The following is a 23,298-nucleotide window of genomic DNA, read 5'->3' as shown; positions in this document are numbered from 1 at the left end:
TGACGTCAGTCGCAAGGGCGGGTCGGTAGCGGGCCTCTTCCGGAACGACATACGGGGAATCGTGGCAAAGGGACCGAAAGTAATGGCGCAGGCGGCATTGAAACTCGTGGGCAAGGAAGACGGCGACAAGGCAAAGGCGCTGGAAGCGGCGCTGGCCCAGATCGATCGGGCGTTCGGCAAGGGCTCGGTGATGAAGCTTGGCAAGGGCGGGGTGGTGGCGGAGATCGCCAGCGTCTCGACCGGCTCGCTGGGCCTGGACATGGCGCTGGGCATCGGCGGCCTGCCCTATGGGCGGGTGATCGAGATCTTCGGTCCTGAATCCTCGGGCAAGACGACCTTGGCCCTGCACACCGTGGCCGAGATCCAGAAGGCGGGCGGCACCGCGGCCTTCGTGGACGCCGAGCACGCCCTGGACCCCAGCTACGCCCAGAAACTGGGCGTCAATCTGGACGACCTGCTGGTCAGCCAGCCGGACAACGGCGAACAGGCGCTGGAGATCACCGACACCCTGGTGCGCTCGGGCGCCGTGGATATCGTGGTGGTGGACTCCGTCGCCGCCCTGACGCCGCGCGCCGAGATCGAGGGCGAGATGGGCGACAGCCTGCCGGGCCTTCAGGCGCGCCTCATGAGCCAGGCGCTGCGCAAGCTGACCGCCTCCATCTCGCGCACCAACTGCATCGTCATCTTCATCAACCAGATCCGGCACAAGATCGGGGTGATGTACGGCTCGCCCGAGACCACCACCGGCGGCAACGCGTTGAAGTTCTACGCCTCGGTGCGCCTGGACATCCGCCGCACCGGCGCCATCAAGAACCGTGACGAGGTGGTCGGCAACACCACCCGCGTGAAGGTGGTCAAGAACAAGGTGGCCCCGCCGTTCCGCGAGGTGATCTTTGACATCATGTACGGCGAGGGCATCTCCAAGATCGGCGAGATCATCGACCTGGGCGTCAAGGCCGAGGTGATCGAGAAGTCCGGCTCATGGTTCAGCTATGACAGCCAGCGCATCGGTCAGGGCCGCGAGAATGTGCGCGAGTTCCTTAAAGCAAACCCCGACATCGCCGCCTCCATCGAAAAGGCCGTCCGCGCCCATTCGGGCCAGATCGCCGAGGAGATGCTGGGCGCCCCTGAGCCCGACGAAGGCCAGGAAGACTGAGATCCTTCTCCCACTGGGAGAAGGGGCCCCGCGCAGAGCGCGCGCAGGGCCTTCAGGAGACACTCCGCCCGGCTGGTCCCTGCGACCCGCCGCCGACCCCGCGGGGATCGGGCCGGACGGACGTGCTGGCCGCCGGGGGCAACCCCGGCGGCCTTTTTCGTGAGGTATGGCCGGGCGGCGCCACAAGGCCCGCGGGCGTTGCACAGTCTGCCTGGAAGCCACCGCGATCGCCGGCTCGCCGGCTGGCGGGGTCAGTCGTCCAGATAGTGGGCCGAGCGTTTGCCGGGCTTGAGGGCCAGACGAACCCGCGCGATCAGGTCCTGCGGCTCGAACGGCTTGAGCAGATAGCCGCTGCCGCCGGAGGCCATGACATCGCGCACGGTCTCCGGGCGGTGGTCCGCCGTCATCATCACGATGGGCATGGCGAAGCCCGACGCGCGCAGCTCGCTCAGCACGGTCAGTCCGCTGATGTCGGGCAGGCGAATATCCAGCAGCACCAGATGGGGACGGAACCGGGCGATCAGGTCGACCGCCTCCCGTCCCACCGCTGTGGTGGCCACCTCGAAGCCCGCATGGCTCAGGATCATGTTCACCGCTTCACGGAGGAGCAGGTCGTCCTCCACCAGAAATACACGCTGTTTCATACGCCACTCCCCGGTCCAGGACCTGAACACCCCCCTGAAGCCCGCAGGCCAGAGTCCCTGTCGATTCGAGTCTCGCAGGATTCGGTTACCAGCTCGACGCCCCCCTGAATTGCACCAATTGCACCAATTGCACCGTGCACGTCCCGAAGTCCGGTCTTGCCCCCCGGCCGTCATCCGCTAAGCCTGTAGCCCTGTTCCCGGGGGCTCTGTTTCATGATCCGTCTGCTGTCTGTCGTCGCGCTGGTCTGCGGCTTGCTTCTGGCCCCCGCCGCCCAGGTCCAGGCGCGGGCCCAGGACCTGTTCCCCGGGGCCAATCTGGACACGGCCATCCCGGCGCCCGAGGGGGTCATCGGCCACCCGGTGGGCGCGCGCCTGACCCCTGTGGCGGACATCCATCGCTACCTGGAGACCCTGGCCGAGGCGGCGCCCGACCGCATGGTCACCGGCGAATACGGCCGCACCTGGCAGGGCCGGCGCCTGATCTGGGCGGCCATCTCCTCGCCGGAGAACATCGCCCGGCTGGACCAGATCCGCGCCGCCTCCCGCGCCCTAGCCGACCCCCGCACCACCGATGCGGCCGAGGCCCGGCGGCTGATCGCTGATACCCCCGCCATCGTCTGGCTGGCCTATTCGGTGCACGGCAACGAGGTCGGCCCGGCCGAGGCGTCCATGGCCGTGGCCCGCCACCTGCTGGCGGCCCGGGGCGACCCCCGCATCCAGCGCATGCTGCAGGACACGGTGGTGGTGTTGATCCCCACCCAGAACCCCGACGGCCGCGACCGCTTCATCAACGGCTACCGCGCCGGACAGGGGCTGGAATCCGACCCCGACGTGCAGTCGGTGCAGGGCCGCGAGCCGTGGCCCAGCGGGCGCTTCAACCACTATCTGTTCGACCTGAACCGCGACTGGTTCGCCCAGACCCAGCCCGAGACCCGGGGCCACGCCGCCCTGCAGATGCAGTGGAAACCGCAGGTGGTGGCCGACATCCACGAAATGGGCACCGACCAGACCTATTTCTTCCCGCCCGAGGCGGACCCCTTCAATCCGCTGTTCACCGACAGCCAGCTGGCCATGCGCGAGGTCATCGGCAGGGCCCATGGTCAGGTCTTCGACGCCGCGGGCATCGACTATTTCACCCGCGAGTATTTCGACGCCTTCTACCCCGGCTTCGGCGACAACTGGCCCGGCTACTCCGGCGCCATCGCCATGACCTATGAGCAGGGCTCGGCCCGGGGCGACGTGCGCCGCCGGTCGGACGGCAGCCTGCTGACCCTGTTCGAGACCGTGCGCAGCCAGTTCCTGATCTCGCTGTCCACCATCGACGCGGCGGCGGTGAACCGTCGGCAGCTGATGAGCGACTTCCACGCCTATCACGCCTCGGCCATCGAGGACGGTCGCCGGCTGGGCGCGATCCTGCTGCCGCGCACCGGCGCCGACCCCACCGCCGCCGACCGGCTGGCCCGCTTGCTGGCCGGGCAGGGCGTCGAGGTGGGCGTGGCCGGGGCCGGCTTCTCGGCCTGCGGCTCGCACGCCGCCGGGACCTATGTGATCGATCTGGCCCAGCCCGCCGGGCGTCTGGCCCGGGTGCTGCTGGATCCGTCCATCAGCCTGCCCGCTGATTTCACGGCGGAACAGGAGCGCCGCCGGGCCCAGGGGCTGGACCACCAGCTCTATGACGTCGCCGCCTGGGCCCTGCCGCTGGCCTACAACACCCCGGCGATCCAGTGCCGCAGCCGCCCCGGCGTGGCCGTTACGCCCCTGTCCGGCGATGCGCCCCTGTCCGGCGGCGTCATCGATGGCCAGACCGCCGCCGCCTGGATCGTGCAGCCCGGCCTGTCGGGCATGCGCTTCCTCACCGCCGCCCTGCGCGAGGGCCTGACCGTGCGGGTGCTGGAGGCCGGCTTCACCCTCGACGGCCGCGACTGGCCCGCCGGATCGCTGGTCCTGACCCGGGGCGCCAACCCCGACGACGCCCCCGCCCGCATCGCTCGCATCGCGGCGCAGGCCGGGGCGACGGTTCAGGGCGTGGGCGACACCTGGGTGACGTCAGGCCCCAGCCTCGGCTCGGGCCGGGCCCCGGTGGCCCGCGCGCCGCGCATCGCCATGGCCTGGGAGGCGCCCACCGGCGCGACCTCGGCGGGCGGTCTGCGCTGGATGATCGAGCAGGCCTACGGCTATCCGGTCACCATCATCCGCACGGCCCAGATGGCGACCTCGAATCTGGGCGAATACGACGTCATCATCCTGCCCGACGGCGGCGGCTACGCCTCGACGCTGGGCGAGCGGGGCGTGGCCAATCTGCGCGACTGGGCCCGACAGGGCGGCGTCCTGATCGGGGTCGGCGGCGGCATGGGCTTCATGTCCGAGCCCGGCTCCCAGATGCTGGCCACCCGGCTGGAGGGCCGCGTCGCCGATGAGGACGCCAGCGAGCCCGCTCCCGCCGACGAGGCCACCGTGCCCGGCGTGATCCTGACCAGCCCCGACCAGCTGCGCGGCGCCATCCGCCCGGCCGAGGGAAGCCCGGACTCCATCCCCGGCATCCTGCTGCGCGCCACCACCGACCCGGACCACTGGCTGGCGGCCGGCGTGGCGCACACGCTGAACATCCTGGCCTCGGGCTCTGACATCTATGCGCCGCTGCGGCTGGACCAGGGGGCCAATGTGGTGCGCTTCGCCGGGCCGAACGACCTGCTGGCGGCGGGCTACATCTGGGACGAGAACCGGGCCCAGCTGGCCTACAAGCCCGCCGTGGTGGCGCAGTCTCTGGGCTCAGGCCAGCTGATCGGCTTCGCCCACGATCCGTCGGCGCGGGGCTTCATGCGGGGGCTGGACGTGCTGTTCCTCAACGCCGTGTTCCGGGGGCCGTCGCACACCCGGTGACGCCCGGTCTCAGTGGGTGACGGTCTTGGAGAAGACGTTGATGACGATGACGCCGCCCACGATCATGGCCAGACCGAGGATGGCCGGGGCGTCCAGCCGCTGCTTGAACACCACCCAGCCGATCATGGCGATCAGCACCACGCCCATGCCGCTCCAGATGGCGTAGGCCAGGCCCACCGGGATCTCCTGGAGCGCCACGGACAGCAGGTAGAAGGCGGCCAGGTAGCAGCCCGCCATGCCCAGGGTCGGCACGGGCCGGGTGAACTGCTGGGAGGCCTGCAGCAGGCTGGTGCCCACGACCTCCAGCAGGATCGCGGCCCCCAGCGCCAGCCAGGTGACCGGGCTCATTTCGTCGCCGGGCCGGTCAGCAGGGCGCCGATGGCCCGGCGCTGGTCAGGGGTCACGTCGAACAGGCCGAACAGGTCCGACATCCACAGGCCGTTGGCCAGCAGCCGCAGCATCAGGGCGTCGTCGCGCCCCGCCGGATCGACCGGATCGTCTTCGGCCAGCACGTTGAGGCCCGCACGCCAGCGTTGGGCCAGGGCGGGATCGATGGCGCAGGCCACCAGGGCCGCGCGGCCCAGCACCAGATCCTGCTCGTCGCCCGGGTTGGCCACGCTGACCCGCATGGCGGCCCGGGCGTTGCGGTTATAGGGCTCGGGGTCCGTCGCCGCCTCGGCCCGCACCTCCTCGACGTGCTGGCGGGCCAGTTCGTCGATCATGCCTTCCAGCAGCGCCGCCTTGGTGGGGAAGTGATGCAGCAGGGCGCCCTTGCTGACCGGCAGGCGTTCGACCACCGCGTCCAGGGTCAGGGCCAGCGACCCGCCCTCGGCGGCCACGACGATGGCGGTGTCCAGGATCAGCTGGCGGGTCTGCTCGGCGGTGCGGCGGGGGACGGGGACCATGGATCGTGCATACCGGCTGGACGGTTTCTTCTCAACCTGTCGTGAAGGTGGCCATCAGCGCCCCGGATGACGTATAGGGCGCGCCTCCCCATCTGACGGAACATCATGGCCGCCAAGAACGCCTCAAGACCGCCCCTCATCGCGCTCAAGGAAATCCGTCTGCAGGACGGACCCCGCCCCCTGTTCGAGGGGGTGGATCTGGCTATCGAGCCGCGCATGCGCGGCTGTCTGGTGGGCCGCAACGGGGCGGGCAAGTCGACCCTGATGCGCATGGTCATGGGTCTGATCGAGCCGGACTCCGGCGACCGCACGGTCCAGACCGGCACCCGCTTCGCCTATGTGCCGCAGGAGCCGGTGATCACGGGCGAGACCCTGCTGGACTACGCCGTCTCGGGCGGGGCCGAGTCCTGGACCGCGGAAAGCTGGCTGGAGACCTTCGGCCTGTCGCCGGCCAAGGCGGCCACGGGCCTGTCGGGCGGCGAGATTCGCCGCGCCGCCCTGGCCAAGGCGTTCGCCGAGGAGCCCGACGTTCTGCTGCTGGACGAGCCCACCAACCACCTGGACATCCTGGCCATCGAGCGGCTGGAGCAGGAGCTGGCGTCGTCGCGCATGGCCGTGCTGACGGTGAGCCACGACCGGGCCTTCCTGAACAAGGTCACCAACACCTGCTACTGGCTGGAGGGGCGTCAGGTGCGGACCCTGAACCGGGGCTTCGAGCATTTCGACGACTGGGCCGATCAGGTCACCGCCGAGGAGGCGGAATCCCTGCGTCGCCTGTCCAAGGCCATCGAGTCCGAGACCCACGCCTTCTACCGCTCCATCACCGGGCGGCGCACCCGCAACGAGGGCCGCGCTCGGCAGTTGCGGGCCATGCGGGCCGACCGCTCCGAGCGGCTGCGCGACCAGCCCCGCGAACTGAACCTGGACGTGGATTCCGGGGGCCAGTCGGGCAAGCGGGTGGCCGAGCTGAAGGGCGTGAGCAAGGCCTTCGGCGACCGGGTCATCCTGCCGCCCTTCACCACCCGCATCCTGCGCGGCGACCGGATCGCCATCGTCGGCCCCAACGGGGCGGGCAAGACCACCCTGGTCAAGCTGATGCTGGGCGAGATGGCGCCCGACGCCGGGTCGGTGAAGCTGGGGGCGGGGCTGGAGCCGGTCTATCTGGACCAGGCGCGGGCCGAGCTGACCAGCGACATGACCCTGCGCGACGCCCTGACGCCCGGCGGCGGGGACTCGGTCATGGTGCGCGGCACGCCCAAGCATGTGGCCGCCTACGCCCGGGACTTCCTGTTCACCGAGGCCCAGTTGCGCCAGCCGGTCTCGACCCTGTCCGGCGGCGAGCGCAACCGGCTGCTGCTGGCCCGCGCCCTCGCCCAGCCCGCCAATCTTCTGATCCTGGACGAGCCCACCAACGACCTGGACATGGACACGCTGGACCGGCTGGAGGAACTGCTGGAGAGCTATGACGGCACCCTGATCCTGGTCAGCCACGACCGTGATTTTGTTGACCGTCTAGCCACCTCCACCATCGCCCTGAACGGCCGGGGCGGGGTGGTGGAGACGCCGGGCGGCTGGACCGACTTCATGCGCCAGAACCCGGGGTTCCTGACCGGGGACAAGACCGCCAGCGCCGCCCCTGCGCCCGCCGCTGCGAAGCCGGTCGCTGCCGCCAAGGCCCAGGCGACGCCCATCCGCAAGCTGTCCTACAAGGACGCCCGGCGGCTGGAGGAGATCGAGCGCCTGATGGCCGAGGCGCCCGCCGCCATCGCGGCGAAAGAGGCGAAGCTGGCCGACCCGGACCTGTACGCCCGCGACCCGGCCGCCTTCCAGCGCCTGACCGACGAGCTGCAGGCCCTGCGCGACCAGGTGGACGCGGCCGAGACCGAGTGGCTGGAGCTGGAAGAGAAGAAGGCCGAACTGGCGGGATCCGGGGGATGAAACCCTTCTGGGAAACCAAGTCCCTGGAGCAGATGAGCCCCGCCGAGTGGGAGAGCCTGTGCGACGGGTGCGGGCTGTGCTGTCTGGTGCGGTTTGAGGATGAGGACACGGGCGAGGTGATCCCCACCCGGGTCCACTGCCAGCTGTTCGATTCGAAGGTCTGCGCCTGTTCGGACTACGTCAATCGTCAGGCCCATGTGCCGGACTGCGTCAAGCTGAGCCCCGGCAATATCGGGGGGCTGAAGTGGATCCCGCAGTCGTGCGCCTATCGTCGGCTGCACGAGGGCCGGGGGCTGGCGGACTGGCATCCCCTGATCTCGGGCGACCCCGAGAGCGTGCACCGGGCCGGGGTGTCGATCCGTGGACAGACGATCAACGAGCTGACCCTGAACGAGCCCGAGGACGCGCTGGACTACGAGGCGCCCGAGTGGATGGCGGAGCGTGGTCTGCCGGGCAGAAAAAACCGCGCTCGCTAAGAAAGCCTTTTCCTTATGGCGCCACTCTCTCCCGCTGACGGAGGACAGGGCGCTTGTCGGACGGAGAATCCCACAGCAACCGCGAGATCGACGGCGAGGGATCGCCGTTCGACCGGTTGACCAGTCTGGCGGCGACTCTGTTCGAGGCGCCGGCCGCCCTGGTGTCGATCACCGATGGGTCTCGCCAGCGGTTCCGCTCGCGCCTGGGCATCGACGTGGTCGAGGTGGACCGCGAGAACGCCTTCACCCCGCACGCCGTGGCTCTCGGCCAGGGCGGGGTGCTGGTGGTCGAGGACGCCAGCAAGGACCCCCGGTTCGAGAACAGTCCCCACGTCACCGGCGAGGGCGAGGTGCGGTTTTACGCCGGCGCCGTCATCACCACGCGGGATGGCCGGAACGTGGGCGCCTTGTGCGTGCTGGACCGGGTCCCGAGGGCCCGGCCGGACGAGGCGAAGCTGGCGGCGCTGAAAAGCATGGCCGAGCTGGCCGCCGACATGCTCGAGAAGCGGGAACGCATGCGGGCCAAGGCCGAGAAGCTGGAGATGCTGGACATGGCGGAGGCCATGTCGGGGGTCGGGCACTGGCGGCTGGACGTGGCCACGAACCGGGTGACCTGGTCGGAGCAGGTCTATCATGTACATGGTCTGGACCCGGATGGTTTCGATCCCAATCTGGACAGCGCCATCGACGCCTATCACCCGGACGACCGCGCCGCGATCAGCGCGACGGTTCAGCGGGCCGTAGAGACCGGCGACCCCTATGATGTGCGGCTGAGGCTGGTCCGGCCGGACGGGGAGACGCGTCTGGTGCGGTCGCAGGGGACGGCCGAGCGCGACGAAGGCGGCGGGGTCGCCGCCCTGTTCGGGGTGTTTCAGGACATCACCGAGCAGGAAGACGCACTGGCCCGGGCCCGCAAGAACGAACACCGCTATCGCCTGCTGGCCGACAACATGGCCGATGTGGTGGCCCGGGTCCGGCCGGACGGGCACAGCCACTACATCTCGCCCGCCGTGGAGGCGATCAGCGGTTATGCGCCGGCGGAAATGTTCGGCAAGACGGCCCAGGACTATGTGCTGGAGGAAGACAAGCCGATCTTCCTGAACGCCATGGCCGAGGTGCTGAAGACCGGTAAGAACCGCCGGGTCCAGTACCGGGTGGTGCACAAGAACGGCGAGCTCATCTGGGTGGAGACCCAGCTGCAGCGGGTGGAGAACAGCCGCGGCGAGGGCGAGGTCATCGTCGTCATCCGCGATATCCGGGATCGCAAGATGCTGGAGGACGAACTGGTCGAGGCGCTGGAGAGCAGCCGGCGACAGGGCAGCCGGTATCGCCTGCTGGCGGAAAACATGGCCGACGTCATCTGTCGGGTGCGGCCGGATGGAACCTGCCCCTATCTGTCGCCCGCCGGGGAGCAGATCCTGGGCGTGACCCGCCAGGAGATGATCGGCCGCAAGTCGCAGGACTTCCTGGTGGAGGCCGACAGACCCCGCCTGCTGCGGGTGCTGGCTGAGGTGCACCGCACGGGCCAGAGCGCGACCCTGGAGTACCGGGTCCAGCCCAGGACCGGCCCGCCGGTGTGGGTCGAGGGCAGCTTCCGCAAGGTGGCCGAGGAGGACCCGGAAGGCGAGCTGATCGCGGTGATCCGCGAGATCGGCGCGCGCAAGGCGCTGGAAGCCGAACTGACCGCCGCCCGGGACCGGGCCGAGACGGCGGTGCGGACCAAGAGCGAGTTCCTGGCCAACATGAGCCACGAACTGCGCACGCCGCTGACCAGCGTGGTCGGCTTCGCCGGATTGCTGGGCCAGAGCCGGACGCTGGGCGACGAGGAGCGGCGCTATGTGGAGCGGATCGCGGCGGGCAGCGAAGCCCTGCTGGCGGTCATCAATGACATTCTGGACTACTCCAAGCTGGAGGCCGGGGCGGTAGAGCTGGACCCGCAGCCGTTCGATCCTCTGGCGCTGGCCCAGGCCGGGGTCGAGCTGATGGAGGGACAGTGCCGGGCCAAGGGCCTGAGCCTGCGTCTGGTGGCCGATCCGGACATGCCGCCGGGGCTGATCGGGGATTCGGGCCGGTTGCGGCAGGTTCTGCTGAATTTCCTGTCCAATGCGGTGAAATTCACGGCGGCGGGCGGGGTGACGGTGAGCGCCTCGTGCGAGCCCGGAGCGGACGGGCGGGCGTGGCTGTCGCTGTCGGTGAAGGACACCGGGGTGGGGATTTCGGACGATCAGGTGGAACAGCTGTTCGACCGCTTCACCCAGGCCGACGCCTCGACCACGCGGACCTTCGGCGGGACCGGGCTGGGCCTGGCCATCTCGCGCCAGCTGGTGGAGATGATGGGCGGCGAGATCGGCGCCTTCGGGCGGCCGGGCGAGGGGGCGACCTTCTGGTTCCAGGTCCCGCTGCCCATGGCGGAGGCGACGGAGCCTCGGGCGGAAGGCGAGGCGGTGCGTTCGATCGGCGCGGCGCGCATCCTGATGGCCGACGACGCCCCGGCGAACCGGGAACTGGTCAGCGTGCTGCTGGGCGGCCTGGGGCTGGTGGTGGACACCGTGGAGAACGGCGCCGAGGCCGTGGAAGCGGTGCGGCAGGAGGCCTACGATCTGGTGCTGATGGATGTGCACATGCCGGTCATGGACGGGCTGGACGCCACCCGGGCCATTCGCGGGCTGGGCGGCGACATCGGCGGCATCCCGATCATCGCCCTGACCGCCAATGTGGGCCGCGAGCAGGTGCAGGCCTGTCTGGAAGCGGGAATGAACGGCCACCTGGCCAAGCCCATCGATGTGAGCCAGATGGCCCGCACCCTGTCCGACTGGCTGAACGCAAGCGAGGTCCGGCAGGCGGCGGGGTAGGGTGCTTGATCCTCCCCCAAAAGCGAAGCGCATGGGGGAGGGGGACCGCCGTCAGGCGGTGGAGGGGGCGAACTTCACGCCCGTGGATGGGGTGGGGGGCCCCCGCCCCCCCCCCCGCGGGGGGGCGCGGCCCCCCCCCCCCCCCGCGGGGGGGGGCCCCCGCGGGGGGGGGGGGGGCCGCCCCCCACTTCACGCCCGTGGATGGGGTGGCCCCCTCCACCACGCCCTGGCGGGCGCGGTCCCCCTCCCCCGCCTCGCGGGGGAGGAGCAGATGCGGGCGTTCGTCGGCGGTTCGTCCCGCATTTTTCAGAGCCAATGCCAATGCGGACAAGGGCTGGACGTTTTTTTTCGTCTGGTTTTCCGACCGTGGACGCTGGTCCCGTACTCTTTGGGCATGACGGAAAGAAGCGAACAGAGCGGGGCGGGCGACCTGACGGCGTGGTGCCTGCGGGAGCTGGAAGAGATGCTGGCCGAACAGGTGCGCCTGTTGAGGGCCGACACGCCGGTGAAGCCCGAGGACCGGCCCAAGCACATCCGCAGGATCAAGGACCTGACCGTGGCCACGCGCATGCTGGCTGTGGCCAAGGGGGCGATGGCGCGCGCGGCGGGGGCGCTGGACCGGGTGGCGACCGAGCGGGCCGCCATGACGCCGGGCCGGGGCGGGCGCGCGGATGCTGCTGAACACGGGGATGAGCACTGGGCGAATGACCACAATCTCGAACAGCGCCAGGCCGCTATTAATGCTCGCTTCGCTGCGATGGCTCCAGGGCCTCACGGCGGCGGAACGGAACGCGATGGGCTTTGTCGTGACGAGCGCGATGGAGCAGTCCTGGCTGTTGCGGGCGCGTGATGACCAGAAGGGCCCATACGAGGCCCCCCCGGTCTGGCTGATGCTGGGCGGGCGCGGGTCGGGCAAGACCTTCGCCGGGGCCGGATGGGTGCTGGACCGGGCCTGGGAAGGCGGGCGCATCGCCCTGGTCGGACCCAGCCTGCACGATGTGCGCGAGGTGATGATCGAGGGACCGTCGGGGGTGATGCAACTGTCCCCGCCCAATGACCGGCCCCGGTGGGAGGGGTCGCGGCGGCGGCTGGTCTGGCAGGGCGGCGCGATCGCCTACGCCCTGTCGGCGGAGGACCCCGAAAGCCTGCGGGGGCCGCAGTTTCATGCGGCCTGGGCCGACGAACTGTGCGCCTGGCGCGAGCCGCAAAGGGTGCTGGACACCCTGCGCTTCGGGCTGAGGCTGGGACGGCGACCGCGCCTGACGGTGACCACGACGCCCCGGCCGATCCCGGCCCTGAGGCGGTTGATGACGGCGCCGGGCACGGCGGTGACGCGCATGGCCACGGCGGACAACGCCGCCAATCTGTCGCCAGGATTTCTGGAGCATCTGACGTCGCTTTACGGCGGCACGCGGCTGGCGGCGCAGGAACTGGAAGGGCTGGTGACGGAGGGCGAGGGCGCCCTGTTCCGGGCGGGGGACCTGAGCCGGGCGCGCGAGGCGTTCACGGGCGAGAGTCCCGCGCGGTTCGAGCGGGTGGTGGTGGCGGTGGACCCGCCCATCAGCGCGGGCGGGGACGCCTGCGGGATCGTGGCGGCCGGGCGGCTGGACGGCCGGGCGTATGTGCTGGCGGACCGGTCCGTGCGCGGGCTGACCCCCGGCGGCTGGGCGGCGCGGGTGGCGGAGACGGCCCGGGCGTTCGGGGCCGACCGGGTGCTGGCGGAGGCCAACCAGGGCGGGGAGATGGTGTCCGCGGTGCTGAAACAGGCGGGGTGCGCGGTGGAGGTCAGTCTGGCCCACGCCAGCCGGGCCAAGCGGGCGCGGGCCGAGCCGGTGGCCATGCTCTACGAACAGGGCCGCGTGATCCACTGCGGCGCCTTCACCGAGCTGGAGGAGGAACTGATGGCCTTGGGCTCCGAGGAAGGGCCCAAGCGCTCGCCGGACCGGGCGGATGCCCTGGTCTGGGCGGTGACGGATCTGATGCTGGGCAAGCGGGGCGAGGGGCCGAGGATCCGGGCGCTGTAGGGGTCACCAGATGACGGTGACGTCCCCGGCGTGGCGACGCAGCACGGCGTCGGCGCTGATGAGGGGGACGTCGAGGTCGCGGGCCTGGGCCAGCAGGATGCGGTCCCAGGGATCGCCATGGGGGATAGGGAGGTTGGCGGCCATCCACGCCTGACGCGGTGTCATGTCGATCAGGGTGTAGCCAAGGCCGGGCAGGACCGAAGTGAGATCCGCCGGAAGAAAGTGCAGGTCGTCGGCCTTGGCCCTGCGCTGTCCGCCAACGCGTCGCTTGGCGTCGATCTCATAGATGCTGACGGCGCTGACCAGGGACTGTTCGGCCTCATCAATCAAGGCATGCGCGGCGGCCGAAAGGCGACGCTCGAACAGGCTCCATACCAGCACGTGGGTGTCGATCAGAACCCTATTCACTCGGGAAGATGTCCTTGTCCGGGTCGAAATCCGGATCGGGTTCGAGGAACATGTCGAGGAACTCTTCGGAAACCGGCCCATGGTGGGCGAAGGCGCCGATGCGGAAATGCCGCGGCCGGTCAGAGACTCCGGCGGGCACGAGCCGGATGACCGGCTTTCCAGAGCGGGCCAGGACGATGTCCTCGCCGGCCTCGGCGCGGGCGACCAGTTCGGAAAGACGGGCCTTGGCCTCGGCGATGTTCACCTGGGTGGTCATGCCGGGAGGATAGCACAGGATGGGAGTTGGACCAACCTGGATTCCAGGTTGGACCAAGTGGACGATGGACCCCTCACCCTGGTCGCGAGGAGCGGCTTGCTGCGCGGTCCGCTGCGACTCAGGCCTCTCCCACAAGGGGAGAGGCAAGGAGGATGAATGTTTGAATTTCTGAAGAAACGACGGGCGCCGGAGGTGAAGGACTCGGCGGTGGGGCGGGTGATCGCCTGGACCCAGCAGGGGCGAGCCGTGTGGACGCCGCGGGACTATGAGAGCCTGGCGCGGGAGGGGTTCGGCAAGAACCCGGTGGCCTATCGCTGCGTGCGGATGATCGCCGAGGCGGCGGCGTCGGTGCCGCTGGCGGTGTTCCAGGGCGGCGAGCGGGCGGGTGAGGATCATCCACTGGTGCGCGTGCTGGCGCGGCCCAATCCGGAGCAGGGGCGGGCCGAGCTGTTCGAGGCGCTGTATGCGAACCTGCAGACGGCGGGTAACGCCTATCTGGAGGCGGCGGGCGAGGGGGTGGAGGAGGTCTATGGCCTGCGTCCGGATCGGGTGAAGGTGGTTCCGGGGCCGAGCGGGTGGCCGGCGGCCTATGACTATACGGTGGGGGCGCGGACCGTGCGGCTGGCCCGGGGGCCGGACGGGTTCTCGCCGGTGCTGCACCTGAAGCTGCACAATCCGGTGGACGACTGGTACGGGTTTTCGCCGCTGGAGGCGGCGGCCTTCGCCATCGATGTGCACAATGCGTCCGGGGCGTGGAACAAGGCGCTGCTGGACAACGGGGCGCGGCCGTCGGGGGCGCTGGTCTATGGCGCCAGGGACGGCGAGCGGCTGACCAGCGAACAGTTCGAGACGCTGAAGGCGGAGCTGGGCGAGCGGCATCAGGGGGCCATGAACGCGGGACGGCCGCTGTTGCTGGAAGGCGGGCTGGAGTGGAAGCCCATGGCCTGGACGCCGGCGGACATGGACTTCATCGCCGGCAAGCACGCGGCGGCGCGCGAGATCGCCTTGGCGTTCGGGGTGCCGCCGCAGCTGCTGGGGATCCCCGGGGACGCCACCTATTCCAACTATCGCGAGGCCAACGCGGCGTTCTGGCGCGGGACGGTGGTTCCGCTGGTGACCAAGACGGCGGGGGCCATGACGGCCTGGCTGGCGCCCCGGTTCGCGGACTGCCGCATCGAGGCGGATCTGGATCACGCCCCCGCCCTGCAGTCGGAGCGCGACGCCCTGTGGGCGCGGCTGGAGGCGGCGAGCTTCCTGAGCGAGGCGGAGCGGCGGGACATGGCGGGGGTGGGGAAGTGAGTGGCGAGTGGTCAGTGGCGAGTGGCGAGCCATGTTGTCTGAGACGCGGCCTCGACTCGTCACTCGCCACCCGTCACTCGCCACTGAGGGGATGACATGAGCGAACGAAAAATCCCGTGGGCGGTGATCGTCGCGGTGGCGGTGCAGACGGCGGCGGCGCTGATCTGGGCCGGGGGCGCGGCGGCGCGGATCGAGGGGCTGGAGAGCCGGGTGGCCGAACAGCGTCTGGTGGCCGAACGGCTGGCGCGGCTGGAGGAGCAGGCGGCGGCGACACGGGCGTCGCTGGAGCGGATCGAGGCGAAGGTGAGTGGCGAGTGATCAGTGGCGAGTGACGAGGTGTTCGGAGAGTGGGGGACGGGCGTGACCATTGAAGACATGACTTCTGCGGCGTCCCGGTCGGACTCGCCACTGATCACTCGCCACTCGCCACTCCTCATTCAGGGCTACGCCTCCCTGTGGGGCGTGGCGGATCTGAACGGGGACGTGGTGGCCAGGGGGGCGTTCGCGGAGAGCATCGCGCGCAGCGGGGCGGCGGGCGTGAAGATGCTGCACCAGCACGAGGCGCGGGCGCTGGTGGGGGTGTGGGATGAGCTGGTCGAGGACGAGCGCGGACTGTTTGTCGCCGGGCGCATTATGGATTGGTCGCCCGAGGCGCGCTTCGCCGGCGCCCTAGCGCGGGCCGGGGCGCTGGATGGCTTGTCGATCGGGTTCCGGGCGGTGCGGGCGCGCAAGGACGGGCGCCTGCGGGTGCTGAGTGAAGTGGACCTGTGGGAGGTGTCGCTGGTGACGTTTCCGATGCTGCCGGGGGCGCGGTTCGGCTGTAGCTGACAAAGTTTGAAGGTAAAGGACGTTGGCGAGCAAGCGCCTGCGCGTTAAAGGACCAGCAAGGGCTGTCCACGCAAGTTGCGACCGATGAACGAAATGAACAATGATTTTGACGGGCCTGTGCCCGAAGTGGGTGACGAACTGGTTGTGCCAGTGGTGACTCATGTAGGTCGGAGTTCGATATTTCCAGACCAGATTGTTGTTTTAAAACAAAGTCAAACTCATCTGGAATTGGTTCTCCTTCGCCAGGAAGTGGTCATTAAAACGCAACGGGGAGTGGTGCTTTCCAAAGATGGCGATGAGGTGGCTATCGAATTTTCGCCTCACCAGGTCCGCCCTGAGCTCCTTGATGTGGGGCATGTGCGAGTTGCAAATCCGGCTGCCGCTGATATGGCTATCGGCGTTCTCGCAACGCTCATTCTCACCGGTGAAGCAGAATACGCGGACATAGCGAAACGCTTGCAATCCATGATCGTTAAAGACATCTAATGGAAATGCAGATGAATCGAACAATGATTTCCCGCAGCAGCGCGTTTGTGGCGCTGGCGGTGGCTACTGCGTCTCTGCCGGTTCAATCCGCTTCTGCGACGGTTTCTAATACCGTCATGCACCACATGTCGTCTGCTGATTGGCAGGCCATGCGCGAAACAGCCGGTTGGTCGCGTTTGCGATCCAAGCTGGTTCGCTGGAAGCATCTGCCGAGCGATTGGGACGGTAATGATGGCGTTGCGCCGTCCTGCGACACGACAGACGCTTGCTCGGCTTTTTTAGAGGAGCTTCAACACGTTGAAGCTCCTTTGCCAGAGGCTATGGTAGCGGGCGATGGAGAAGTTTCTTATGAGTGGTCAAAGGGGGAGGCCTTTGCGTCCGCGTCCTTCACTGCGGATGGCGCCATCTTCATTTTCCTGAGAGAAACAGAGAAGACCATTCCCCTCCGCCTCGAACTGTCGAGTCTGGACTTGGCCGCACTGAATCCGTTCTTTCAGCGAATCGGCGCTTTTGCTTAAAAAGCTGGATGAGTTGGTCAGACCGTCGAGACGATGAGCAGTGTTGTGCGGGCCCACTCGGGGGCGTCGGCTCTGAGGAAAGTGTAGCCAGACTGCTGCATTCCAAGATCGCAGTGCCAGAACAAGCGGCCTTTACGCGCAAGGAGTTGACGGGTGAAGGTAGCGTCAGCAACGAATGCGGTAAGCAAAGTGGTTGCTCAGTGGATCGGGCGAGCGGCCTGAGCCAAGAGGACATTTTGGTCAGAGCGAAAGCTCTCGCGGAAGCAAAAACTGGGCGCAAATCGGAAGGCGCGTTTCTGGCGAGCGCTAAAGACCTGCGCAGAATTGCTCATGAGGAAATTCCTCAAGCGGTGCTCATCTACGACGACGCCAAATCAGATAACGATCGTCATGCGGTATTGCGTGTTCATTCCTCTGTCCCAAAAACGGATTTTGGATTGATCCGAAATGCGATCATGAAGGCGTTCTCCCGGCGAATATTGCCGTAAGTCAGCTTAGCATTTTAGCATGTTTTAGTCGGTCCGGATCGCCCAGGGCATCCGATGCGCGCTTGCTGATGCGCTAAACGCAATACAGATCAAAGCTTTGTGAAATCCGACACGGGCGCCCCCAAAGCGTCTGAACGGGACCGGCGGCGAGCCGGGGATTGAGGGTGCGGCTTGTCCCGCCCGTTTTCAACTGGAGACATGATGAGAGAGACCAAACAGGCCGCCGCCTCGCCTGAGGCGCGGGCGGCGATGCATGAGCTGATGGCGGCGTTCGAGGCGTTCAAGGGCGCCAATGACGCGCGCCTGGTGGAGATCGAGAAGAAGGCCTGCGCCGACACGCTGCTGGAGGAGAAGGTGGCGCGGATCGACGCGGCGGTGGCGGGCGCCCAGGCGCGGCTGGACCGGGTGGTGAGCGAGGGGCGACGGCCGGCCATGGAAGGCGCGACCATCGCGGCGCCGGAGGCGAAGGCGGCGTGGGAGGCCTATCTGAGAAGCGGACAGACCCCCTCCACCCCTTCGTGGTCCCCCTCCCCCAATGGGGGAGGATTGGAGGTGAAGGCGGGGCTCAACAGCGGGTCCGGGTCGGGCGGGCTGACGGCGCCGGCGGAGACGGAGCGCCTGGTGGAGCGACGCCTGATGGCGGCCTCGCCCATGCGCGAGATCGCCACGGTGCGGACGGTGGCTTCCGGGGTGTTCCGCAAGCCGGTGTCCACCGACGGGGTGGAGGCCGGATGGGTGGCCGAGACGGCGCCGCGGCCCGAGACCGATCCGGCGACCCTGAGCCTGCTGGAGTTCCCGTCGGCCGAGCTCTACGCCAGCCCGGCGGCGACCCAGACCCTGCTGGACGACGCGTTCGTGAGCCTGGACGAATGGTTGGCGGGCGAGATCGAGGACGCCTTCGCGGCGCAGGAGACGGCGGCCTTCGTGGGCGGCGACGGGGGCAACAAGCCGAGGGGGTTCCTGACCTATCCGACCGTGGCGAACGGCGCGCATCAGTGGGGCGAGATCGGCCATGTGGCCACGGGCGCTGCGGGCGGCTTCGGCGACGCGCCGGTGGATCGCCTGATCGACCTGATCTATGCGCCCAAGGCCAAATACCGGACGGGCGCGCGGTTCGTGATGAACCGGCGCACGGCCAGCGCCATCCGCAAGTTCAAGGACGCGGACGGCAACTATGTCTGGTCGCCGGCGACCCAGCCGGGGGCCACGTCCAGCCTGCTGGGCTATGCGGTCACCGAGATCGAGGAGACGCCGGAGATAGGGGCCAACGCGCTCGCGGTGGCGTTCGGGGACTTCCGGCGCGGCTATCTGATCGTGGACCGGGCGGGGCTGAGCGTGCTGCGCGATCCCTACAGCGCCAAACCCTATGTGCTGTTCTACACCACCAAGCGGGTGGGCGGCGGGGTGCAGGACTTCGACGCCATCAAGGTGCTGAAGTTCGCCATCAGCTGACGCTGACGGCGGGCAAGGTGCTGAAGTTCGCGGAGAGCTGACGCGCGGGTCTGAAGTCTCCTCCCCCATGAGCGCAGCGAGTGGGGGAGGGGGACCGCCGTCAGGCGGTGGAGGGGGCGAACCCTGGGCTCAGCGGATGGGGTGGGGGGGGGGCGCCGGCCCCCGGCCGGGGCGCGCCCCCGGGGGCGGGGGGCCCCCCCCCCGCGGCCCGCCCCCCCCCCCCCCCACCCTGGGCTCAGCGGATGGGGTCGCCCCCTCCACCATGCTGCGCATGGTCCCCCTCCCCCGCAGGCGGGGGAGGAGACGGACCGCCTTTCATTTCAAGGAAAACCAAAATGACCGCACCCGTTTCCATGGCGGAGGCGAAGGCGTTTCTGCGCGTCACCCATGACGCGGAGGACGAGCTGATCGCCCTGCTGATCGATGCGGCCCGCAAGCGGGTGGAGGGGGAGGCGGGGGTGGCCCTGACCTCGACCTCGCCTCCGGCCCTGAGGCTGGCGGTGCTGATGCTGACGCTGCGGGCCTATGAGCGCGGCGAGGACGAAATGCCCATTGCGCCGGTGGAGGGCTGGATCGCGCCGTACCGACAGGTGCGGCTGTGAGGAAGCTGGCCGAACTGCTGGCGCGGGTCGAGGGCGTGACGCCCCAGGGCGGACGCGCGGTGAGCTACGAGCCGCTGGGCTTTGTCTGGATCGCGCCGGGGGCGGTGCGGCGCGGGGTGCGCACGGGTGGGGAAGGCGTGGCGGAGGTCCTGAGCCTGACCGCCGAATGCCGGGCCGACGCGCGGCTGAGCGAAGGGCGGCTGCTGCGGTGGGACGGGGCAGACTGGCGCATCGCGCTGGTGGACGAGGCGGCGCCCGGAAGGGCGCGCCTGATGCTGGAGCGGGACCGATGATCAATCATGAAGCGGCGCTGCAGGCGGCGCTGATCGCGCGATTGCGCGGCGACGACGCGCTGGATGCGCTGGTGGCCGGGCGGGTCTGGGACGGGGAGCCGGCGAAACGGGTGTTCCCCTATGTGACCGTCAGCCGGGTGGAGAGCCGACCGGTGCGGGCGGACGGCGGCGGGGTGGAGCAGGTGCTGACCCTGACCGGCCACTCGCGGTTCGAGGGGCTGGAGGAGACGCGGGCGATCTCGGCCGCGATCCGGGCGGCCCTGCACGAGGCGGATCTGACGGCCGACGGGGTGCGGGTGGTGAACCCGCGCGTGACCTTCGCCGATGTGTTCGGGAGCCCGGAAGGGCGGCGCAGCCACGCGGTGGTGCGGGTGCGGGCGGTGACGGAGGAGATCGAGGCATGAGCGCGCAGGCGGGCAAGGACATATTGCTGAAGATCGGCGACGGCGGGGCGCCGGAGGGGTTCGCCACGGTGGCGGGCTTGCGGGCGCGGACCATCGCCCTGAACGCGCGCACGGTGGACGTGACCGACGGCGACAGCGCCGGACGCTGGCGCGAACTGCTGGCGGGCGCCGGGGTGCGCTCGGCGGCGGTGAGCGGGCAGGGAATCTTTCGCGACGCGGCGTCGGACGCGGCGATCCGGGAGGCGTTCTTTGAACAGAGCGCGCGGACCTGGCGGCTGATCGTGCCGGACTTCGGGGTGTTGGAGGGGCCGTTTCTGGTGGCGGCGCTGGAATACGCCGGGGAGCACGAGGGCGAGGCGAGCTTTGCGCTGAGCCTGGCCAGCGCGGGCGAAGTGACGTTCGAGGCGGTCTAGCGAGCCAGCTCGAGAACGGTCGCGTTGTAACGGGCGGCGTAGTCATTGGCTGCTCGATTGAAGCGCTGACCGTGTCGACCTTCCCAGACATCCGACGTGCCGGCGATGAAGACAACGCCGTGGGACCAGCCGGCGGGCGCCTGACTGTTCGGCCCTCCGGGCACGACGGCGGTGTAGCCATAGACCCCCAGGAGGTGACGGCGCCCCTCGGCCCAGTTGCGGCGAGCGTCCCCGGGCGCTCGAGCCGTATTGAGTGCGTCCAGGCTCATTTCCAGCTGCAAGTCGCCCTCGTGGATTGTCACCACGGTCGGGTGTTCGACGGGGGACAGGGCCAGGACGGTGGATAGCAACAAAGAGACGATCATGACGGCATCTCCGGAAACCGCAGGCATGCAACGACAGATTGGCGCCAATGCCGCCAGAGGGGAAGTGCTCGCCGACCTGGCCGGGGCGCCGCGCAGGCTGTGCCTGACGCTGGGGGCGCTGGCGGAGATGGAGGGCGCGCTGGGGGTGCAGGGCATCGAGGCCCTGGCGGGACGAATGCGGGCGCTGTCGGCGGGAGACCTGATGGCAGTGCTGGCGGCGCTGCTGCGCGGCGGCGGCGAGCATGAACTGGCGGACGGGCTGGGCGCGGCACGGGTAGACGCGCGGGCGGCGGCCGAGGCCGTGGCGGCGGCGTTCGCGGCCTCGGTGTGATGTGGGCGCCGATGCTGCGCGCTGCGCTGGCGATGGGGATTCCGCCCGAGGCGTTCTGGCGGCTGTCGCTGAAGGAATGGCGGATGCTGACGGCGGTGGAACGCGGACCGGCGCCGATGGGGCGCGGACGGCTGGATGAGCTGATGGGGCGGTGGCCTGACTGATCCTCACCCGCGCAGCGGGGGAGGGGGACCACGCGCAGCGTGGTGGAGGGGGCAAACCTCGAGCGCGGTGGATGGGGTCGCCCCCTCCACCGCTTCGCGGTTTCGCTGCGCTACTCGGGGGAGGATTGATGACGGATTCAATGGAGTTGGACGCCCTGCCTCAGCAGGCGGCCGAGGCGGGCGAGGCGCTGGAGGCGTTGCGGGAGCCGGCGGAGCGGGCGGCGGCGTCCATCGAAGAGGCGTTCGGACGCGCGGGCGAGGGCATGGCGCGGTCGCTGGCCCGGGCGGCGGCGGACGGGGAGGTGAGTCTGGCCGAGCTGGCGCGGGCGGTGCTGGCGGCGGTGAACGCGGCCTCGGGGGCCAAGATCGGAATTGGACGAGGATCGCTGGGGGATGTGCTGGCGGCGGCGGTGGGCGGGCTGTTCGGCGGTTCGCGGGCCGACGGCGGGCCGGTCATGCCGGGGGCCGCCTATGTGGTGGGCGAGCGGGGACCGGAGCTGTTCCGGCCCCCCGGCGCCGGGACCATAGAGCCCATGGGCGGCGCGCCCGGGGTGACCGTCAATATACGCGTGGACGGCGGCGCGCAGGGCCTGTTGCGATCCGAAGCACAGATCGCCCAGGCCCTGACGCGGGCGGTGCGGCTGGGGGCGCGGCGCGCCGGCTGACTACTGGCCCTTGGGGTTGGGCCCGAAGCGGTTTTCGCCGGGCTGGCCTTCGGTCAGGCCGATCCAGAGCAGGAACGCCAGACCGACGAGGGCGGCCACCGAGAACAGGAGCATGGCCGGACCCGCGGCCGCCAGCATGGCGAAGCCCGCAGCCTCGTCATAGGCGCCGGCTGTCCCGGCCGCCAAGGCGCCCGCGCCAAGAACCAGGAAGCCGGCGAACAGGGAAATGATGGCGATCCCGGCGGGCGCCAGCACCAGCCAGCCAGAGCGGCCCATGTCGTGCAGGCGCTTCACCGAGATGGCGAGATTGGGCCAGATCAGGGCAAGGGAGATGATAATGCCCAGGAACGGAATCCATCCGGTCACCACGCCGACGCCGAGCAGGATCAGCCAGGCGATCCAGAAGTGGGAGCGGCGCGTCCGACCCTCGAAGCTGAGGAAGAGATTCTGCCAGTCGACGCCGTCGACCGTCAGGCCGCCGACGGCTCCGCCGGCGACCACCATGATCTCGGTGGCCGTGCCGTCCGACGGCACGAAATCCACGCGCAGGCCGGGGCGCAGCGGACGCAACTGGGCCAGCGATGATCGCGTGAAGGTGTAGCGGACGCCGTCGTCGCCGCTGATCAGACCGGACCCGATGGTGTCGTCGTAGCTGAGAATCTCGCCGCGCATTTTCGCCCCTCCATGTCGTGGAGGGGGAGAGTGGACGCGCGCGGGTGCAACAATCAAGTCAGGGATCAGCTGTTAGCCATGAATTTTCATGAGGAAAGGCTTCCCGCACGCCTTGCGTTCGGATCGACGGGCGGGGTGGAGCGGCGGACCGAGGTGGTGACGTTGGGCTCCGGCCACGAGCGGCGCTCGACGCCGTGGGCCCATGGGCGCCGGCGGTATCTGATCGGGGCGGGGCTGCGGTCGCTGGATGACATGGCGGCGCTGACGGCCTTCTTCGAGGCCCGGCGCGGGCGGCTGTACGGGTTCCGGTTTCGGGACTTCGCGGACTTCAAGTCGTGCGCGCCGGGGGCGGCGGCAGCGGCGACGGATCAGACGATTGGGACGGGAGACGGCGCGACGACCGCGTTCCAGCTGGTCAAGGACTACGGCGGGCTGGTGCGCGAGATCCGCAAGCCGGTGGCGGGGTCGGTGCGGCTGGCGGTGGACGGCGTGGAGACTGAGGCCTTCGAGGTGGACGCGGCGACGGGGATGGTGACGCTGGACGCGGCGCCGGCCGCAGGGGCGGTGGTGACGGCGGGGTTCGAATTCGACACGCCGGTGCGCTTCGACGCGGACCGGATCGAGGTGACGCTTGAGACCTTTGAAGCCGGGCGCATGGCGGCCGCGCCGCTGATCGAGGTGCGGGTGTGAACCCGTCTCCTCCCCCATAGCGCAGCGCATGGGGGAGGGGGACCGCCGTCAGGCGGTGGAGGGGGCGAACCTCACGCACGGTGGACGGG

The 23,298-nt window shown here is 69.5% G+C and carries 29 protein-coding genes; 22 read left to right on the top strand and 7 right to left on the bottom strand.

Annotated elements, in window-relative coordinates:
• The first annotated feature begins 82 nt into the window (after positions 1-82).
• Entirely contained in the window at positions 83-1,156 is a 1,074-nt protein-coding gene (gene recA / locus ACK4SE_RS08800) for a recombinase RecA (protein WP_409691318.1), read from the top strand.
• A gap of 251 nt (positions 1,157-1,407) precedes the next feature.
• Here recA and ACK4SE_RS08795 read toward each other — a convergent pair whose 3' ends face one another.
• Entirely contained in the window at positions 1,408-1,800 is a 393-nt protein-coding gene (locus tag ACK4SE_RS08795; protein WP_409691315.1) for a response regulator transcription factor, read from the bottom strand.
• A gap of 213 nt (positions 1,801-2,013) precedes the next feature.
• On the opposite strand from ACK4SE_RS08795, the gene ACK4SE_RS08790 reads away from it, so the two are divergent.
• A complete protein-coding gene (locus ACK4SE_RS08790) occupies positions 2,014-4,680 on the top strand; it encodes a M14 metallopeptidase family protein (protein WP_409691312.1) in 2,667 nt (888 codons plus the stop codon).
• A 9-nt stretch (positions 4,681-4,689) separates the two neighbouring features.
• On the opposite strand, the gene ACK4SE_RS08785 is transcribed toward ACK4SE_RS08790, so the two are convergent.
• On the bottom strand, positions 4,690-5,028 hold the full coding sequence (locus ACK4SE_RS08785; protein ID WP_409691309.1) for a DMT family transporter: 339 nt from the start codon (positions 5,026-5,028) through the stop codon (positions 4,690-4,692).
• A complete protein-coding gene (locus ACK4SE_RS08780; RefSeq protein WP_409691306.1) occupies positions 5,025-5,585 on the bottom strand; it encodes a TetR/AcrR family transcriptional regulator in 561 nt (186 codons plus the stop codon). Before ACK4SE_RS08780 ends, ACK4SE_RS08785 begins: the two co-directional genes overlap by 4 nt.
• A gap of 105 nt (positions 5,586-5,690) precedes the next feature.
• On the opposite strand from ACK4SE_RS08780, the gene ACK4SE_RS08775 reads away from it, so the two are divergent.
• From ACK4SE_RS08775 to ACK4SE_RS08755, 5 genes are all read left to right on the top strand, one after another.
• The gene (locus ACK4SE_RS08775; protein WP_409691305.1) at positions 5,691-7,523 is read left to right on the top strand and encodes an ABC-F family ATP-binding cassette domain-containing protein; all 1,833 of its coding nucleotides are present in this window, start codon (positions 5,691-5,693) and stop codon (positions 7,521-7,523) included.
• Entirely contained in the window at positions 7,511-7,999 is a 489-nt protein-coding gene (locus ACK4SE_RS08770; RefSeq protein WP_409691686.1) for a YcgN family cysteine cluster protein, read from the top strand. Before ACK4SE_RS08775 ends, ACK4SE_RS08770 begins: the two co-directional genes overlap by 13 nt.
• A gap of 53 nt (positions 8,000-8,052) precedes the next feature.
• On the top strand, positions 8,053-10,851 hold the full coding sequence (locus ACK4SE_RS08765; RefSeq protein WP_409691302.1) for a PAS domain-containing protein: 2,799 nt from the start codon (positions 8,053-8,055) through the stop codon (positions 10,849-10,851).
• Between the two features lie 394 nt (positions 10,852-11,245).
• Positions 11,246-11,701: a hypothetical protein gene (locus ACK4SE_RS08760; protein WP_409691299.1), complete on the top strand. Its 456-nt coding sequence runs from the start codon at positions 11,246-11,248 to the stop codon at positions 11,699-11,701.
• Positions 11,658-12,875, top strand: coding sequence for a DNA-packaging protein (locus ACK4SE_RS08755; protein ID WP_409691296.1), 1,218 nt, complete (start codon positions 11,658-11,660; stop codon positions 12,873-12,875). The genes ACK4SE_RS08760 and ACK4SE_RS08755 overlap by 44 nt, the downstream gene beginning before the upstream one ends.
• 3 nt (positions 12,876-12,878) lie before the next feature.
• Here ACK4SE_RS08755 and ACK4SE_RS08750 read toward each other — a convergent pair whose 3' ends face one another.
• Positions 12,879-13,283 carry a type II toxin-antitoxin system VapC family toxin gene (locus tag ACK4SE_RS08750; protein ID WP_409691294.1) on the bottom strand — a complete coding sequence of 135 codons (405 nt, stop codon included), beginning with the start codon at positions 13,281-13,283 and terminating at the stop codon, positions 12,879-12,881.
• Positions 13,276-13,539: a type II toxin-antitoxin system Phd/YefM family antitoxin gene (locus tag ACK4SE_RS08745; RefSeq protein ID WP_409691291.1), complete on the bottom strand. Its 264-nt coding sequence runs from the start codon at positions 13,537-13,539 to the stop codon at positions 13,276-13,278. Before ACK4SE_RS08745 ends, ACK4SE_RS08750 begins: the two co-directional genes overlap by 8 nt.
• A gap of 156 nt (positions 13,540-13,695) precedes the next feature.
• Between ACK4SE_RS08745 and ACK4SE_RS08740 the strand changes: the two genes are divergently transcribed.
• The 11 genes from ACK4SE_RS08740 to ACK4SE_RS08690 all read left to right on the top strand — a co-directional run bounded on the left by ACK4SE_RS08740 (position 13,696) and on the right by ACK4SE_RS08690 (position 20,322).
• On the top strand, positions 13,696-14,838 hold the full coding sequence (locus tag ACK4SE_RS08740; protein WP_409691289.1) for a phage portal protein: 1,143 nt from the start codon (positions 13,696-13,698) through the stop codon (positions 14,836-14,838).
• A gap of 96 nt (positions 14,839-14,934) precedes the next feature.
• Positions 14,935-15,156, top strand: coding sequence for a hypothetical protein (locus ACK4SE_RS08735; RefSeq protein WP_409691286.1), 222 nt, complete (start codon positions 14,935-14,937; stop codon positions 15,154-15,156).
• Between the two features lie 57 nt (positions 15,157-15,213).
• Positions 15,214-15,666 (top strand): HK97 family phage prohead protease, encoded by a 453-nt coding sequence (locus tag ACK4SE_RS08730; RefSeq protein ID WP_409691684.1) that lies wholly within the window; start codon positions 15,214-15,216, stop codon positions 15,664-15,666.
• A gap of 84 nt (positions 15,667-15,750) precedes the next feature.
• A complete protein-coding gene (locus ACK4SE_RS08725; protein WP_409691284.1) occupies positions 15,751-16,152 on the top strand; it encodes a hypothetical protein in 402 nt (133 codons plus the stop codon).
• Positions 16,152-16,670, top strand: a complete 519-nt coding sequence (locus ACK4SE_RS08720) for a hypothetical protein (protein WP_409691282.1) — start codon at positions 16,152-16,154, stop codon at positions 16,668-16,670. The genes ACK4SE_RS08725 and ACK4SE_RS08720 overlap by 1 nt, the downstream gene beginning before the upstream one ends.
• A gap of 8 nt (positions 16,671-16,678) precedes the next feature.
• Positions 16,679-17,158 carry a hypothetical protein gene (locus tag ACK4SE_RS08715; RefSeq protein ID WP_409691280.1) on the top strand — a complete coding sequence of 160 codons (480 nt, stop codon included), beginning with the start codon at positions 16,679-16,681 and terminating at the stop codon, positions 17,156-17,158.
• Between the two features lie 201 nt (positions 17,159-17,359).
• Positions 17,360-18,610: a phage major capsid protein gene (locus ACK4SE_RS08710; RefSeq protein ID WP_409691277.1), complete on the top strand. Its 1,251-nt coding sequence runs from the start codon at positions 17,360-17,362 to the stop codon at positions 18,608-18,610.
• Positions 18,611-18,945: 335 nt separating this feature from the next.
• A complete protein-coding gene (locus tag ACK4SE_RS08705; RefSeq protein ID WP_409691274.1) occupies positions 18,946-19,212 on the top strand; it encodes a head-tail connector protein in 267 nt (88 codons plus the stop codon).
• Positions 19,209-19,505 carry a phage head-tail adapter protein gene (locus ACK4SE_RS08700; protein ID WP_409691271.1) on the top strand — a complete coding sequence of 99 codons (297 nt, stop codon included), beginning with the start codon at positions 19,209-19,211 and terminating at the stop codon, positions 19,503-19,505. Before ACK4SE_RS08705 ends, ACK4SE_RS08700 begins: the two co-directional genes overlap by 4 nt.
• Complete coding sequence (locus ACK4SE_RS08695) at positions 19,502-19,909, top strand: DUF3168 domain-containing protein (protein WP_409691268.1); 408 nt, start codon at positions 19,502-19,504, stop codon at positions 19,907-19,909. The genes ACK4SE_RS08700 and ACK4SE_RS08695 overlap by 4 nt, the downstream gene beginning before the upstream one ends.
• The gene (locus tag ACK4SE_RS08690) at positions 19,906-20,322 is read left to right on the top strand and encodes a phage major tail protein, TP901-1 family (RefSeq protein WP_409691265.1); all 417 of its coding nucleotides are present in this window, start codon (positions 19,906-19,908) and stop codon (positions 20,320-20,322) included. Before ACK4SE_RS08695 ends, ACK4SE_RS08690 begins: the two co-directional genes overlap by 4 nt.
• Here ACK4SE_RS08690 and ACK4SE_RS08685 read toward each other — a convergent pair.
• The gene (locus ACK4SE_RS08685; RefSeq protein ID WP_409691262.1) at positions 20,319-20,687 is read right to left on the bottom strand and encodes a hypothetical protein; all 369 of its coding nucleotides are present in this window, start codon (positions 20,685-20,687) and stop codon (positions 20,319-20,321) included. The genes ACK4SE_RS08690 and ACK4SE_RS08685 overlap by 4 nt on opposite strands.
• A 25-nt stretch (positions 20,688-20,712) precedes the next feature.
• Here ACK4SE_RS08685 and ACK4SE_RS08680 point away from each other — a divergent pair, with 25 nt between their 5' ends.
• The 3 genes from ACK4SE_RS08680 to ACK4SE_RS08670 all read left to right on the top strand — a co-directional run bounded on the left by ACK4SE_RS08680 (position 20,713) and on the right by ACK4SE_RS08670 (position 21,847).
• Entirely contained in the window at positions 20,713-21,018 is a 306-nt protein-coding gene (locus tag ACK4SE_RS08680) for a GTA-gp10 family protein (RefSeq protein ID WP_409691259.1), read from the top strand.
• An 11-nt stretch (positions 21,019-21,029) separates the two neighbouring features.
• On the top strand, positions 21,030-21,182 hold the full coding sequence (locus ACK4SE_RS08675) for a phage tail assembly chaperone (protein ID WP_409691256.1): 153 nt from the start codon (positions 21,030-21,032) through the stop codon (positions 21,180-21,182).
• A 128-nt stretch (positions 21,183-21,310) separates the two neighbouring features.
• On the top strand, positions 21,311-21,847 hold the full coding sequence (locus tag ACK4SE_RS08670) for a phage tail tape measure C-terminal domain-containing protein (protein ID WP_409691254.1): 537 nt from the start codon (positions 21,311-21,313) through the stop codon (positions 21,845-21,847).
• Here the strand turns inward: ACK4SE_RS08670 and ACK4SE_RS08665 are convergent, their stop codons facing one another.
• A complete protein-coding gene (locus ACK4SE_RS08665; protein WP_409691252.1) occupies positions 21,848-22,519 on the bottom strand; it encodes a DUF805 domain-containing protein in 672 nt (223 codons plus the stop codon).
• 78 nt (positions 22,520-22,597) lie between these two features.
• On the opposite strand from ACK4SE_RS08665, the gene ACK4SE_RS08660 reads away from it, so the two are divergent.
• Complete coding sequence (locus tag ACK4SE_RS08660; RefSeq protein WP_409691250.1) at positions 22,598-23,209, top strand: TIGR02217 family protein; 612 nt, start codon at positions 22,598-22,600, stop codon at positions 23,207-23,209.
• Positions 23,210-23,298 lie beyond the last annotated feature (89 nt).

The sequence above is a fragment of the Brevundimonas sp. genome, assembly GCF_046293315.1.
In the GTDB taxonomy this organism is placed as follows: Bacteria; Pseudomonadota; Alphaproteobacteria; order Caulobacterales; family Caulobacteraceae; genus Brevundimonas.
Note: the sequence above shows the minus strand (reverse complement) of the source record. Positions and strands in the feature narration are given on the sequence as shown.